Here is a 15,880-nt window from a genome sequence, read left to right on the forward strand (position 1 = left end):
GGTCGCAGCCTTTACCTGTCGACCGGGCACCAGATGCCGGCGGGCACCGGTACTTTTCCCCGGGCAAAAGGGGCACGAGGCTGCAGGTTTGGCCTGAATTTGTAAATTCTTTATACAAATTTGCTCCGACACTGCATTAGGGCGGGCGTGGCGCGCGTCCTGATGTTAATGTGAAGCGGTCAATCCACATCCGCCCAGCCATTTTCATATCGGTGTCGCATCGCAGCGGCGACGAAGCCTTGGAGCAGCTTTATGAGCATTCGCAACACTTTGTCCGCGGGCGCCCCGTCCTTACGCCGCAATCCTGCGTGGTTGATCTCGGCCCTGACCACCGTGGCGCTGGCGTCCTCCACTTTGCTGATGGTTCCACCGGCCGCCGTAGCCGCTGAGCTGCCACCCGAAAACACCATCGAAGGCCCGCTGGATGAAACGGCCAACAGGGCCAGTCCCACCGATGCCGCCGCAGTCCCCGAAACTGCGCCCGCAGCCGATCCAGCGGTTGAACCAGCGGTTGAACCGACCGGAACGAACATCGCTGAACCTACGGCTGATCCGGTCGAGACAGAGGCCGCCGAACAAGATCCAGCCCCTGCCGCTACCGAACAGGCAACACCACCCGCCGTCGAAAAACCTCTGGGTGAAACGTTGGAGGCCCTGCTGGATCCTGCGGCCGAGGTTGACGTTGACGAGCTCACGCAGGAACAGCTGGACGGCCTGATGAAGGCCCTACAGGGTGAAGACGGTGCCCAGATGGGGCAAGGCCTTCAACTCCGCCAGGAACTTGCGGAGCCGGATCAGCTTGAACAACTTGAGCAGAACCTGCGGCAGGAGCTGGCACCGGACGCGGAAGTGCTGTCCATCGACCGGATGGCAGCGGTACAGCCGCTGGCTGCGCTGAACCGTAACAAAGCCCGGCCGAACGGTGTCCAGGGCATCGATGTCAGCAGCCACCAAGGAACAGTCAACTGGAAATCCGAGTGGAACCAAGGCGCCCGCTTCGCGTACGTCAAGGCCACTGAGGCCACCACGTACCTAAATCCGTACTTTGGCCAGCAGTACGGCGGGTCCTACACGCAGGGCATGATCCGCGGCGCCTATCACTTCGCCATTCCGAGTGTTTCCTCGGGGAAGGCGCAGGCGGACTACCTGCTGAGGAACGGCGGCGCCTGGTCTGCCGACGGGAAGACGCTCCCTCCGCTGCTGGATATTGAATACAACCCGTATACGAAGCTGGGCAACACTTGCTACAACATGAGTGCCAAGAACATGGTGGCCTGGATCAAGGACTTCTCCAACACCGTAAAGTCCCGCACCGGGCGGGTCCCGGCGATCTATACCACTGCCGGCTGGTGGAACCAGTGCACCGGCAACAGCACCGCGTTCCGCGACCATCCGCTGCACATCGCCGAGTACGGGGTCGCCTACCCAGACCCGATGCCGGCCGGCTGGAAAAGCTGGGACATATGGCAGTACAGCTCCACCGGACCGTTCGTCGGGGACTCCAACGTCTGGCGCGGTAGTTGGACCGACCTCAAGAACTTCGCCGGCCTCTACGACCGCAAGCTGCGCAATGCCGCGCCCGGGGACCTGACCGGGGACGGCAACGGGGATCTGCTCTCGCGTCGCAGCGATGGGACCATGTGGCTCTACCCCGGCAACGGCAGGGGCGGATTCGGCGCGGCCCGCAAGATCAGCGGCGGCTGGCAGAAATACGATGCGATTATCGGCGCCGGGGACCTGAACGGGGACAAGCGCCCGGACGTCCTGGCCCGGCACACCGACGGCTCCCTGTGGTTCATGGCGGGTACCTCCAGCGCCACCCTTGCGAAGGGTGTGAAGATATCCGCGAAGGGTTGGAACAAGTTCCGTTCCATCCTGGTTCCCGGCGATCTGAACGGAGACGGCAAGCGGGATGTCCTGGTGACGTTGTCCGACGGGACCGCCTGGGTCTTCCCCGGCCTCGGCACCGGCCGATTTGGGTCCCGGACCAAGGTGGCTTCCGGCTGGGGCGGCTACAACCAACTGGCCGCGCCCGGCGACTTCAGCGGCGATGGCAAAGCAGATGTTCTGGGCCGCAGGGCCGACGGTTCCCTCTGGGTCCTGCGCGGCACCCGGACAACCAAACTGGACAGAACCTTTACCGCCGCTACGCGGGTTGCCTCCAAAGGCTGGGACAAGTTCACCCAGATCCTTGGTTTAGGAGACAACAACCGCGACCGCAAGGCCGACGTCGTCGTCACCCTTCCAGACGGCAATCTCGGATTCTTCAGGGGCACCCAGATGAAGGATTCCACAGGAGTAAAGGGCCGCGTACGGGCGGGACAGTCCATCTGGCACACTTACAACCTTGTGCTGGCCGCAGGCGATCTCAACGGCGACGGGGATCCCGACCTATTAGCCCGCAAGTCCAACGGTTCCTTGTGGTTCGCCGCCGGTAACGGCAAGGGCGGCTACGGCGCCCGGGTCAAGATAGGCTCGAGCGGCTGGAACAAATTCAACCTCCTGGTGGGCGTGGGCGACTACAACGGCGACGGTCGGGACGACGTGCTGGCCCGCGGGCAGAAGGGATCCCTGTGGCTCTACCCAGGAACCGGCCGCGTTGCGGCAGGCAAGCCAGTGTTCGCCAAGGAGGTTCGTATCGGCAAGAGCGGCTGGAATAAGTTCCGCCACCTGCTCGGCGCCGGCGACGTGAATCGGGACGGCAAACAGGACCTGCTTGCCGTCCAAAGTAACGGCGCCGCTTACCTGTACGCGGGCACCGGCAATGGAGGTACCGGGAAAAAGTCCCGGATAGAGTCTGGCTGGCAAAGTTACGCCGCGATGGCAGGCACCGGCGACTACACCGGAGACGGGGCAGTCGACCTGGTTGCACGGAAGCGTGACGGCTCGCTATGGCTGCTCTCCGGGTACAAGTCGTATTCCACTTCAAACGGCTGGTTCGCGGCCGAGAGAAAAATTGCGTCCACGGGCTGGAACAAGTTCAACCGGATCCTCGGAGTGGGCAATTTCAACCAGGACAGCAAGCCGGACCTGGTGGTCACCAAGCCGGACGGCTCGGGCTGGTTCCTCGCGGGCACCCGCTTTGAGCACAGCGGATTGTTCTCGCGCCGGGCGGCCGGCAGGCTGTGACGTAGGGCCCACCCGCCCGTCGCCCCAGCCAAGCCCGTATATGATGGGTACTTGCCTCCGGCCCTTCGCACCCGCCGGAGGCAAGTACAAGCGGCCACCGCTGAGGGCCGCTGGACCAGAGGCCGGCTCACCACCCCTGCAGGCATGATTGTCACCGCTGCCCGCTGCCGGCATCCGTAACGCGCGAAAGGCAGCAGTACCGCCATGCAGATTAACGGCACGCCAACCGCTGTCACGGCTCTGCGCACCCAGGCAAGGCGGCTGGTCCGCGCCTATGGGCGGGTAACGGACCCAGACCCACTTCGGACTCTGCAGCGTCGACTTGAGCAGCGGACCGCTGCGATGCCCGGCCTGGTCGGGGTTGGGAGGCACTCAGAAACGTGCGTGTGCCTGGACTTCAGGGACGGCGCGCTGGTCTATGCCTTCGACCTGCGGGTGAAGGCCAACCAGGTGGAACTGTCAGTGGTGGGCCGGGACGCCCTGTCCAAGCGCGTGCTTCGCAGTTCCCTAGTGGGCCTGGCCCCAATGGTCCGGGACAAGGGCGAGCGCCACATGCTGGCCCAATGGCTAGGCGGTCGGAGCGCGCGCCCGCGCATCGTTGAGGAATCGTTGGCCAAAATGCAGTGGCTGACCGGCCTGTTGCACACCTTGCCGCACGAGGCGTTTCCGGACCGACCGGTCCCCGGCGACCATGTGCTCACCTACTGGTGGGACCAAAAACCGAACTTCGGAGACACCATTGGCCCGTGGCTGGTGGGCGCGATGACCCGCCGCCCGGTGGTCAATAGCAGGTGGACCGAGCCGCAGCAGCCCGCGTTATTTACCGTCGGATCTGTCGTGGGCCATCTGAATGTGCCCGGGCACGAACTGTGGGGCTCTGGAATCATCAACCCGCTGGGCGCTGGGAAGGCCCAGCGGATCGGGCCCAACAAACCGGCTGCCATCCATGCCGTGCGGGGACGGCTGACCCGACACGAACTCACCACCAAACTGGGCTGGGATGTCCCGGAAGTCTATGGGGACCCGGCCTTGCTGCTGCCACGGTTTATGGAACCGGCGGTGTCAAAGCAGGCCGGCAAGATCGCCATCGTGCCGCACTATTCACACAAGCCCCATTTCGCCGGCGTCAAGGGTCCGCAACTGAACGTGGTCAACGTCGGCAACGGGCTGGAGCGCGTGGTGGCCCAGATCGCCCACGCGAGCCACTGCATTTCAACGTCGCTGCACGGGATCATCCTCGCCCACGCCTACGGTGTCCCTTGGACCTGGCTGCGGATCGGAGATCATGCCTTGCATGGAGACGACTTCAAGTTCGAGGACTTCTTCAGCGTCCTGGCGCGCGATGAGGTCGCGGAGGCAATAGTCGCGGCCGAGCAGATCCCGGCAACGGACTTCGTCAAATTGGCTCAGGCTGCCAGACGGCCCGCCGACACGCTCAGCTCGGACCTGCTGCAGGATGCGTTTCCCGGCATACTTCCCGGCATGAAATAGAGGCAATCGTGAACGCGCCTACCATTTCCATTGTCACCCCCACCTACAACTGCCAGCCGTTGCTACAGGAATGCCTGAAGAGCGTGTTCAACCAGACCTTGTCCCAGTCTGAGATAGAGATCATCGTGGTGGACGACGGTTCCACCGACGGCACGTGGGACTACCTGCAGTCCCTGCGCGCGGAGCATCCGAACCTGGTGGCCCTGCGGCAGGAGAATTCGGGCAGGCCCAGCGTGGGCCGCAACCGCGGCCTGGCCTCTGCCACCGGCGAGTTCGTCTTCTTCCTCGACTCCGACGACTGGTTCTCCCCGGAGGCCTTGGAGCGGATGGTTGCCGCCGCCCGCGAGCACGGGTCCGACGTCGTCGTTGCGCTTGCTGTGGGGGACAACCGGACGGTCCGGCAGGCCTCCTACCTGAACACCGTCTACGACGCCGATGTGCTCGACGACGGCGCGTGGCGGACACTTTCTCCGTGGAAGCTTTTCCGCACCTCCCTGGTGCGCCGTCTCGGAGTCGAATTCCCGGAAGACATGGTCCAGGGCGAAGACCAAGTCTTCGTGGCGCAGTGCTACCTGGCCGCCCGAAAGGTCACGACCCTGGCGGACTACGACTATTACCATCTGCGCGGTCGTGAGGATGGCGGCAACGTTTCCAAACAACGGCAGTCGCTGCGGAACAAACTGCTGACCACCACCCGGATGGCCGAAATCATCGTGGCGCACACGGAGCCGGGCCTGCGTCGGCAGAGATTTTTCCACCGCGTAATTTTCAGGACGCTGGCGCCGGGGCTGGGCAAGCCGTTCATGACCGCGCCGGTCGATGAGCAGGAGGAATTCCTGAGCCGGATCCAGCGGGAAGTCCTGACCAGCATGGGCAGCGACGACCTCGCAGCGGCAAGGGACAAGTCCCGACTGCGGCTGGCGGTGGCCTTGGAGGGGACCGTGGCACACTTGACTGACCTCAACCGCCAGTTGGCAAGACCGTCCTATGCGGCAGAAAATGGCAGACTGCACTTCGATCTCGGCCCCGAACTCAACGCCTTGGTCCCTGCTGAATTGCGCCGGGTCACGGACGCTGCCAAACTCAGCCACAGCTTCGAAGGGTTGGCCAGCACGGCCGGCGGGCTGGCAATCATCTACCGCATTCAAACTCCGCTCCCTGAGGGCCCGGATCTGGCACTTCAACCGCCGGTCATGAAGTTGCTGACTCGAGGCTCCTCCCTCGTCACGGTCAGCGTGCCCGGCAAAGCGCTTGACGACCAGCGCTGGCAATTCGTTGTTGGAGCGGAGCTGCTCCCCCAAGCTCCGACGGTTCCCGTGGTCTGGGACGCACACCTGGTGTTGTCTGACAGCAGCGGACGGCTGTGCTCCTCCCGCGCTTCCTATCCCCGCTTCCCGGATGCAACCCAAGCCCGCGCCGTGGTGCTTTTATCACCGGAGGACGACGCGGCTGCCTACTTGGAGGCCTATTCCACAACCCATGGCAGCCTGAGTGTGCGCCAAGGCGGGTCGCCGAAGTTCACGGCGGTCAGAGTTTCCCACTACGGCGACGGCGATCTGAAGCTGACGCTGCCCAGGAACGGCGGGAAGTTGCGCGCTGCCGCACTCTTGACCGTGCACGGACGCTTGCAGCTCGAACATCAGCTGCTTTCGGACGGCCAGCTGATCGTCCGGCAGCCGGGCGCCTCTGCTATCGAGGCAGATTCGGCCCGGGCGACGGACACTGGGGTCCCTCCGTTCGCCCTGGAGGTCGAGTGCGAAAAGACCAGCTCGCAGGTGCCCGTGATCCTCGCGGACGGCAGATTGGTCCCGCTGAGGGTGACCGACGCTGTGCGGAAGCCTTCGGCCGCCGCCATTCGCACCCCTAAGGCGCAGCACCACGATCACAACAGTCCTTTGTTGAAACGCAGCGGACTCTCCTGGTTGCTGGACCGGCTCCGCCGCTCAAAACGACACGCACACCGCGGGTGAGCGCCACATGGCTTCACCATGCCTAGAATTCCCCCAACTGCCCCCATTGAAAGCTTGACATGGCACTGATATCAGCTGATGATTCCGAAACGCTTCCCAGCGCCCGGCGGGTGCTGCGCAGCCTGGCCGGCGAGGCAGGTTACGGGCTGATCCTGACGCTGCTCGCCACGGCCGCAGCCGCAGTGGCGGTTTCCGACGGATCCGTCTGGCTGGCTACGGCTATGCTCTCCGTGATTAGTGCCGCCGGTATTGTCCAATTGGCGGTGCCCGGCCTACGGCCTGTCGAATCGCTGGGGCACCTCGTGGTCCCACGAACGGCAGCTATTGCCGCTGCGTCCCTACTTCTGACACAAACCGCCCCGTCAGCCTCCGGACGCTGGACCGTGGCGCTCACTGCTGGTGCGGCTCTGGGCATGGTGATACTGGAGCCCCTCTTGCTCCGTGCACTGGGCGCGCGGCAGGCTTTCACAGCCCATTTGCCTGGTGTTTCCGCAGTGCCAAAGTTGACGCGCCATGCTCACGCCTATGTGATGGGCTCGTTCATATTGCCGTGCTGGGGCGCCGCGACGGCCGCGCTGGGATGGCCGGTCTGGCTCTGGAGCATCGCCGCGGCGGTCGTCCTCGGGTTCTACGGAGCCGCCGGATGGAATGCGTACCGGCGGGCAGTCGCCAGCCGCGCCATCGAAAGCAACCTCCGCGCGGCGCTACGGCAGTATGCCCCCGACTTCATCATCTATACCGCCCGGCCGGACGATGCGTCCTATCAGGTGGCCATGTGGCTTCCCTACCTGCAGCGCACCGGCAAGAAGTTCATCATTGTCACTCGCTCGTTGGTGCCCGCCGAAGCCCTGGCTGCCATGACCGATGCCCCCGTGGTCATGCGCCCCCGGGTCGCGGACCTCGACGACGTGGTGGTGCCCAGCATCAATGCTGTGTTCTACGTCAACGCTTCCTCTGGCAACGGTGCCATGGTGCGGTTCCATGAACTCACGCACGTGTACCTAGGCCACGGGGATTCGGACAAGCCACCGTCGTACAATCCAACGCACGCCATGTATGACAGAATCTTTGCCGCCGGCGAAGCTGCCACCCGTCGCTACGCCGAGCATGGCGTCTCGATCCCGCAGGACAAATTCCAGATTGTCGGCCGCCCGCAACTGGAAAGCGTCCAGCCCGCCCGGCCCAAGGGGGCCGGGGCCCCCGTGGTGCTCTACGCCCCCACGTGGCGAGGACACGTGGAGGAGACCTTCTTCCACTCGCTGCCCGTGGGAGAAAAGATTGTCCGCTCGCTGCTGGATCGCGGCGCCACCGTCATCTTCCGCCCGCACCCGTTCAGCTACGACTTCCCCGAGGACGCCGCGCTCATCGGCAATATTCAGGAACTCCTGCGAGAGGATGCGCAAAGCACCGGCCGGAAGCATCTGTGGGGTGCCGAGGCGGAGTCGGTCCGCGGTATCGTCGAATGCATCAATGTCTCCGACGCCATGGTGTCGGACGTCTCGAGCGTGGTCTCGGATTACCTGTACTCCGACAAGCCATTCGCCATGGTTGCGGTCAACGCCGCACCCGAGGACTTTGTCCGCCAGTACCCGATCGCCCGGGCCTCCTACATACTTGAGGGCGGCCTGGCCAACGTGGACCAGGTCCTGGACTCGCTTCTGGGTGCAGACGAGATGGCCGGTGTCAGGTCCGCGCTGCGCTCGGACTACCTGGGCGACTTTCCGGTGGAGGGCTACGCGGAGGTATTCATCGAAGCTGCCCGCGCCGTGGCTTCGGCACGTCCGCGTCATGCTGGTGGTACTGGTGTCGCGAATAGCGGCAGCAGCCCTGCAGACGCTAAGGCCCGCGGCAAGGCCCGGCGGCGCGGACGGCTGGCGCTGCTGCGCTTCGCCCTGCCCGCCGCAGGCGCTGCCGCAGTGTGGTGCGGACAGCTAGTGGGCGCGCCGACGGCATTGGTCTCTTCGATGGGGCTGGCCACGATCGGAGTCACGCTGTTCTTCCACCGGCGTTCACTCCGGCGACGCCAATTGCTCAAGGACTTGCTCGACGAAAATTTGGGCTCGCGCGTCGTGCTCGTCCTAGCGCTCATCCTTCAGCTTGGTGTGCCCGGCTGGTCCGGCGCGGGCTTGTGGCTGACACTGGCCTTGGGCTGCTGGCTGGCAGCCACAGCGCTGGAAGGCTATGCCGCGAATGCCTGGACGCCGCGCGGACTGAATGCCCGCAACATCCCGGGCATCAACACCGAGGGCTCCGCCGTCCTGCCTCTGGGCAGCGCGGCCGTGGCAAGCTTGACCTTCCTGGCCGCCGGCTTCGTGGGCGCGTTCGTCGGCGCGGCTCCCGCCGCAGCTGCAGCGATGTCGCTGCTGGTGCTGGTCGCCAGCGCCGTCCTCCTGACGGGCGGGTGGCAGCGCAGCTACCGGAATCTTCGTCATGAGGCACAGCTGGGCCGGAAAGTGAAACAGCTCGCCCCGCAATTCGCCCTGTACTTTGCCTCCAACGACGGAGCCGGGTATCAGGCAGGCATGTGGCTGCCGTATCTGGACCGGCTCGGCCGACCCTATATCATCATCACGCGGACCCTGAAGATGATGAAGGCCATCGCCGCCGTGACGGACGCACCGGTCATTCACCGGCCGACTTTGCGCAGCCTCGAAGAGGTCATTCCGCCTAGCCTCAAGGTCGCTTTTTACGTCAACAATGCGGTCAAGAACACGCACTTCATCGAGCGCCGCGAGGTTCGCCATGTCTGGCTCAATCACGGTGACTCGGAGAAACCCGCTTGCTACAACCCGGTGCACGCCATCTATGACCACATTTTCAGTGCTGGCCAAGCCGGTGTGGACCGCTACGCCCGCCACGGCGTTAAGATTCCGCGGGAAAAGTTCCGGATTGTCGGACGCCCCCAGGTGGAGGAAATCCAGCGCCGCCAGGGCCCGCCCGGCCCGAACCCCACGGTTCTTTATGCCCCGACCTGGCGGGGCCCCTTTGCAGACACTGCCGTTTACTCGTTGCCGCGCGGCCGGGACATCGTGGAGGGCCTGCTGGCCCGGGGCTGTACCGTGGTCTTCCGCGCGCACCCCCTTAACTACCGTTTCCCTGAGGCCGGTGCGTGGATCACCGAGATCGGCGAAATGCTCGCGGCCGATGCCGCAGCCACGGGGCGGAGGCACGTGTACGGGGAGGCAGCCGAGCAGGAGATGAGCGTGGTGGATTGTTTCAACGCCTCGGATGCCATGGTCTCCGACGTCTCGGCTATGGTGTCCGACTACCTCCAGTCCGGCAAACCGTTCTCGATCGTCTCCGTCGGGCGGAACATCGAAGAGCTGGCAGAGGAGGTCCCGGCTTCCCAGGCGGCCTACGTCATCGAAGAAGACTTGGGCAACCTGGATCAGGCGCTGGATAGCCTGCTGGTCCATGATCCGCTCGCTGCCCAACGCGAGGCCACGCGCGTCTACTACCTTGGCGACTTCCCCACCGGCAGCTACGCGGATGGCTTCCTCGAAGCCGCGCGTGAGCTGATCGACGCACCGAGGCGGTCGTCGTGAAAGCCGCGCTGCGTACCGCAGTGTCCCGCACCGCAGGCGCCGTTGTACTCGGCATTGGAGCCGGCGTTTTAGCGGCCTCGCTAGCGCTGGACGGTTCGACGGGACTGGGCTGGGTGCTCCTAGGCGGAATCGGCACGGCTCTTAGCGTTGTCCTGGTTCCCATTACTCATCGGGTCCTTGCGGTCCACCATGTCACCGCCTACAACCTCCCAGGGATAAAGCTGCCGGTCACACCGCAGGCCTGGGTTCCGAGCGTCCTGGCTGGCGCCAGCCTGCTCGGCACCGCGGCCATTCTTAATGCCGGCTGGAACTTGGTCTGGTGGATCTTGTGGCTGGCCGCCATGGGAGCAGCCATGACGGGCGTGGGAGGCTATGCTTTCTGGCTGGCCCGCCAGCGCGGCCGCCGCTGGCCGGCCGTCCAGCAGTCGCTCGAAAGTTACGGCCCGCAATTCCTTATCTACACGGGCCGCAAGGACGGAGGCGCGTACCAGATCGAGCAGTGGCTTGGGCCGCTGAAGGAACTGGGAGTGCCGTTCGCCGTCGTCACGCGGCACAACGACGCGGCCGACGCCCTGCGCCGGCGGCCGGCCTTGGCCGGAGTTCCGCTCATTGCCTGCTTGAACACCGCCGAGCTGGACAAGGTCATCGCCCCAACTGTCCGCGCGGTCTTCTACGTCAACTCCGTCGCGTCAAACATCAACATGGTCAGCTACCGGCACCTGACCCACGTCTACCTCGGGCATGGGGATTCGGACAAAGAGATCTCGGCCCACCCAGTCCACGCCATGTACGACAAGATCTTTGTAGCCGGCCAGGCGGCCATTGAACGCTACCGCGCCCACAACGTACACATCCCGGAAGAGAAGTTCGCCGTCGTTGGCCGGCCACAATTGCGCGGCGCGCATCGGGGACCGCGCAAGCGCGGTCAGGACGAGCCCTTGACGGTTCTCTATGCACCCACCTGGCTTGGCTACAACAATGCGTCCACACTCAGTTCGCTTGAGCACGCGGGGCAGTACATCCAGCGTCTGTTGGCCTCCGGGGCCAGGATTGTCTTCCGTCCGCATCCATTCAGCGTCAAGTCTTCGGACGAGCGTCGGCTGGTAGCCGCCGTGGACGCGCTGCTGCTACGCCACGGAGGCCCACACATGCTGTCCAGCCAGGCGCGGGCCGCGGACTTGGTGGAACTGTTCAATGAGTCGGATGCACTCCTCACCGATGTCTCCAGCGTCCTGGTGGACTATACATTCACCGGCAAGCCCATTGGCGTGATCTCGTGGACACGCGACCACATGCCCGAACGCTACCCCTCGCTGCGCGCTGCACAACTGCTGCTCTCCCCTGAGGATGCCGACATGCTGCTTGACTGCGCACGGCGGGGCACGAACCTGCACGGCGGGGTTGGATCAGGCTACCAGGGCCAGGCCGCGTCCTTCGAGACCGCTGTATGGGCGGTCCTGGCCGCTAGTCCGGGCGAGGAAAATGCGGCGCTGCCTGCGGCGACGGTGGATCCCGAAGCCATCACCTCGGCAGGGTGAGGGCCGTCCTAAATGGAGGGCCGCGGTCCAGGCGCTTTTCTTTCGTCCTACCGCATCCGGACTTGCCACATTGATGGCCTAGAGTCTGTCCGTGCCCGTCAATGCGTGCTGGCAGCCGCGGCCCTTTAAGCTAGCCGCACCTCCTCCCCTGTCGATGACCTCCGCACAGTGCTGCGCAATTGACGGCTGCCCTCAACGCGCCGCTGCGGGGACTGCCGGCGCCACAGCGACGCCCAGGCGGACGTGTGGATGACTGGCCAGCCGGAAGAAGCTCAACCCGGTCATACCGCACTTGACCGCGGGATCGGATCGGACTCCGATCCGATCCCGCTCGGTCGTGCCGGCCAGCGCTTCCCGCCCGGTATGGGCGGGGTGCCGAAGGAAATGCGAACGATCTACTTCGTTGACCTCGTCGCGGTCGCGGATGGTTTATTGTCAGCCTCTTCGTCAAGCTTTCCGAATACTGCTTCGACAAACCGCTGCGAAGCACGCCCGTCTTCCAGACTCAGGAAATCCGTCTTGAACTTCAAATAGGCTTCCGCATAACCCAGCTTCAGCCGAGGAAGATCCATCAGACTGTCGACAACCTCATCGGTGGTTCGCACCAACGGCCCGGGGGCAGTAGGTTCGTAGTCGAAGAGCCAGTTCCGCCGATCGCGATACAGTTTCAAGTCTGGAACGAAGAAAATCATCGGCTTACCGGTCACACCGAAGTCAAAGCGGAGGGATGAGTAGTCCGCGATGGCTGCATCCGCGGCCAGGTAGAGGTCCGCAACGTCTGGATAACTGGTGACATCTATAAGGTTGGGATGGCTTTCGCTAATCCTGCTATTCGATCTGGCGTTGAAGGCATGTCCACGCATCAATAGCACGTATTTATCGCCCAGCCGGTTCAGCATGTTGCGGGTATCGAGAAAATTCACAAAAGGTGCGCTGTGATCATCCTGCGATAAGTAGTCCCGGAACGTAGGCGCGTACAGCACGACCGTCTGCCCTTCGGTTATCCCCAGTGCCTGGCGCACCGCGGCCCGCCTGGCCGGAGCTTGCGAGGACAGGAGCACGTCATTGCGGGGGTAACCGATTTCAAGAACGCATCCATCGTACTTGAAATCCCGACGCAGATACGGGGTCGCATACGTCGCCGGCGAGACCAGGTAGTCCCAATCCGCAGCCCGACGATCAAAGCTTGCAATTCTCTCCCGGGAGAAGCCCAGCTGTTTCCAATGCGGGTGGCCCATTTCCTTGAACGGGTAGCCGTGGAAGGTTTCTATGACCTTCTGATGTGGGGCCTTTTTGTGGTAAATGGGCTGATGCATATTGTCCATAATGAACTCAGCGTTTCGAAGCAACTCATACCATTCCCGGCTCTCGTGGACTACAGGTGTGCCGCCTTCAGGTACCGGTACAGAATGATCAGTGACAGCCCAGTAAACCTTGATGTCCGGCCGACTGTTACGCAGCTCGGCGAAGACAGCGCCGGCGTTGCAACCAGTATTCTCACCGTAATAGCTGCGGAACAGCGCGGTACCCATGGCCGGCACGACAGGCATATCGGCGTGCCAGTCCTGCAGCTGTCTTTGCTGACGGCTGCCCCGTTCATCGACTCGTAACGGACGCAGGACTTCGACAGTGAGCTCCCGGGCCGGACTGATGTCCAGCCGGAGGTTCATTAGATCGGCGTTCTGAACAAGGGGCGCCCGACTTACAAGCTCCGCAGACGGAACGAGGTCTAACCGAGCATCGTCTACGAAGGCTTGCAGCCGGTACAAACCAACGGGCAGGGGAAGCACTGGCCCGGACCATTGAGCGGCTTCAAGACCCATCCGAACAAGCGCAGCGTTGCTGGTGGGTTCAATGTCGGCCGTCACCGTAGCATTTACACCAATCGCCCGGAGGGCCAGACGGCCCTCCGGAATATCGTTGACACGCACCTCGAGTTCAATGGAGCGTCCATCGAGCCGGATGGTGTCCACGAATACTGCCGGCCGCCGTTCCTCCATACTCAGATTCCCAGCGTCCGTTTCTTTGGGAATGACCAGGGCGCCAGCCTGCGCCGGAGCGTCGTCTGCCAGAGCCCACACGACCGGGGATTTTTTACCATTCGCCTGCACAGCACGCACGATCCACTGATGTGCCGGCACATCAGTCCGGCGCAGGCGCATGCCAATAAGGTCCGGCAGATCGAAATCCGCATAGACCGTATTGCCTTCATCCACTAGCAGGTTCGCTAAAACGCGGACATTGTAGGCTCGGTTCCGAAGTTCGAGCCGCTTGAGATGATAGGGCCTGTCCACGTCCAGCGTGAGCGAGACGTGGCGCCCCTCAACGTTGGCTGTCCGCGCCAAGGCAATGGGCTTGTAATAGTGCAGTTCGAGCGACCCGTCGGAGCGCCGCCGGGGAAGTACTCGCGTAACAGGCGAAATTGAGCGAGCCCGCAGGTACCCTGCAGAACCCCACTTGGTAATGCCCCGCAGAGGCCCGGACGCCACCCGCGGACCGACGCGGACGGTAACAACAACCTCCCACTGTGCGCCGTTCCCTGCAGCCACCAACTCCGGATGAGTGACCGGAATTGTCATTTCAAAAGCTGCGTGCTCGTAATTGCACCACTTATGTTTTGACATGGCACTGACCTCGGGATCGACGCGCATCACCGTGGACACGCGCACGCGGCTGCCGGTGGCAGAATTCAACAGTTCGGCTTCAACATGGGTTTCGTTCTCAACGGTGTCCATGTTGTCGATATAGGCCCACCCTTGGACCTTCAGATCACCGTCGGCAGACCACCATACGCGGCGGACCCCGGAGACGATACGCATCTGTCGCTCGATGAGCGCAAAACGGTGCCGAGGTAGAGACAGCGCAGGGTCGTCAAAGAACGGCAACGTTACCAACACGTCGCCGCCATCAACTATGGTCTGAAAATTCTTGGTGTTTGATCCTCCACGGTCGTAGAAGTCGATAAGCGTTTCCCTCTCGCCGCGCGTTAGGAGCTCGTAGGCAACCCGTGATTGCGGCGTCATCAGGGCCCACATCCAGTCCTCGCTGCCGTCCAAAAATTCGGCAAGCCCGGTCCGTAGCGTCTCAAAGTAGTCTTGATCCCCCCGGGGCACAGCCGCAACCGAGTGAGGGAAGTCGTTAGCCAGAAGCTGGGCCAACCGCTGAAGCCGGAGTCCGCTCTTGCCATGCTGGACACAGATTCGCAGGCTTTGCCTGGCCGCGTTCAACCGCTCCGTCAGATCCTCCGACGTGTGAATCTGCTGGGAAATTGAGGAGTGATCTTCCCTCGATCGCCAGTTAACAAAACACCGGCCGATGACGTCGACGGACTTGGCCCGGCAATAGGCCTGCGCGGATACGGGTTGATCCTCATACTTCACTCCCGCGGGGAAAGACAGTGCCGCTCGATCCCAAAACGTCCGCCGATAAACTTTGGACCAAGCGACCGCGTTCACCATCATCTCCGGCAAATCGTCAATTGCCACCTTGAGCATGGTCTGCGCATGCAGAGCCTGAATCCACGGCGCAGATTTCCATTTTCGGGACGAATTGAAACGGTTATAGCCGAAGATTGCAAAATCCGAGCCGGTTTTTTGGAGTGTATCCACAGCTGTCCGATAAGCCTCCGAAGCAATGGTGTCATCCGAATCCAAAAAGCAGAGATACTGCCCCCTGGCAACGCGGACGCCAGCGTTCCGGGCCTCGCTCAGGCCGACGTTACTTGGCAGTCGGACCAACCGGATACGCGAATCCTCAAGCATGAGTCGTCTTACGACCTGAACGGAATCGTCTGGAGAACAATCGTCCACCACGATAATTTCCAAATCCCGCAGCGTTTGACCCAGAAGGCTGCGAAGGCAAGCTTCTAGATATTGTTCGACGTTGTACACCGGAACTACGACGGAAAGGAGGGGGCCGCGGCGCAGAGGAAAGCTTCGGAACAAGTTTCCAGCGCTACTCGCTTTGCGACTTGCCAGCGAATAGGCCCGCCTCACGACAGTTCCTAGTGACGACACCTGCGCTGACAATGCTTGAACCTTGGACATACTCGATACCGGCAAGGAGAATCCCTTTCCGCAGCTGCGAAAGAAGTACATTCTTTAGACGAAATCTACATACTTCGCGCAAACTTACAGTGCTTTATTGGCAAATCAAAAAAATGGACGATCATTTGGTGCCGCAACTTCTGCGACAGCCGCCGTTCAGG

At 62.8% G+C, this 15,880-nt stretch carries 6 protein-coding genes; 5 read left to right on the plus strand and 1 reads right to left on the minus strand.

All coding sequences use genetic code 11. The annotated features are described in order from the left end of the window. Positions 1-252 precede the first annotated feature (252 nt). The 5 genes from AC5RWT_RS16595 (at position 253) to AC5RWT_RS16615 (ending at position 11,673) form a co-directional block, all read left to right on the plus strand. The gene (locus tag AC5RWT_RS16595) at positions 253-3,129 is read left to right on the plus strand and encodes a GH25 family lysozyme (RefSeq protein WP_494081100.1); all 2,877 of its coding nucleotides are present in this window, start codon (positions 253-255) and stop codon (positions 3,127-3,129) included. A gap of 384 nt (positions 3,130-3,513) precedes the next feature. After that, the gene (locus AC5RWT_RS16600; protein WP_494081101.1) at positions 3,514-4,620 is read left to right on the plus strand and encodes a polysaccharide pyruvyl transferase family protein; all 1,107 of its coding nucleotides are present in this window, start codon (positions 3,514-3,516) and stop codon (positions 4,618-4,620) included. An 8-nt stretch (positions 4,621-4,628) separates the two neighbouring features. After that, positions 4,629-6,590, plus strand: coding sequence for a glycosyltransferase family 2 protein (locus tag AC5RWT_RS16605; RefSeq protein WP_494081102.1), 1,962 nt, complete (start codon positions 4,629-4,631; stop codon positions 6,588-6,590). A gap of 59 nt (positions 6,591-6,649) precedes the next feature. Continuing rightward, positions 6,650-10,135: a CDP-glycerol glycerophosphotransferase family protein gene (locus tag AC5RWT_RS16610; protein ID WP_494081103.1), complete on the plus strand. Its 3,486-nt coding sequence runs from the start codon at positions 6,650-6,652 to the stop codon at positions 10,133-10,135. Then, entirely contained in the window at positions 10,132-11,673 is a 1,542-nt protein-coding gene (locus AC5RWT_RS16615; RefSeq protein WP_494081104.1) for a CDP-glycerol glycerophosphotransferase family protein, read from the plus strand. Before AC5RWT_RS16610 ends, AC5RWT_RS16615 begins: the two co-directional genes overlap by 4 nt. Before the next feature lie 395 nt (positions 11,674-12,068). On the opposite strand, the gene AC5RWT_RS16620 is transcribed toward AC5RWT_RS16615, so the two are convergent. Continuing rightward, positions 12,069-15,770, minus strand: a complete 3,702-nt coding sequence (locus AC5RWT_RS16620) for a bifunctional glycosyltransferase/CDP-glycerol:glycerophosphate glycerophosphotransferase (RefSeq protein WP_494081105.1) — start codon at positions 15,768-15,770, stop codon at positions 12,069-12,071. Between the last annotated feature and the right edge of the window lie 110 nt (positions 15,771-15,880).

It is taken from the genome of Arthrobacter sp. Dra40 (assembly GCF_059091905.1).

What these genes read in the sequence shown, in the direction of transcription:
- AC5RWT_RS16595 (WP_494081100.1), top strand. Translation starts at nt 253, where the DNA reads ATGAGCATTCGCAACACTTTGTCCGCGGGCGCCCCGTCCTTACGCCGC.
- AC5RWT_RS16610 (WP_494081103.1), top strand. Translation starts at nt 6,650, where the DNA reads ATGGCACTGATATCAGCTGATGATTCCGAAACGCTTCCCAGCGCCCGG.
- AC5RWT_RS16620 (WP_494081105.1), bottom strand. Translation starts at nt 15,770, where the DNA reads ATGTACTTCTTTCGCAGCTGCGGAAAGGGATTCTCCTTGCCGGTATCG.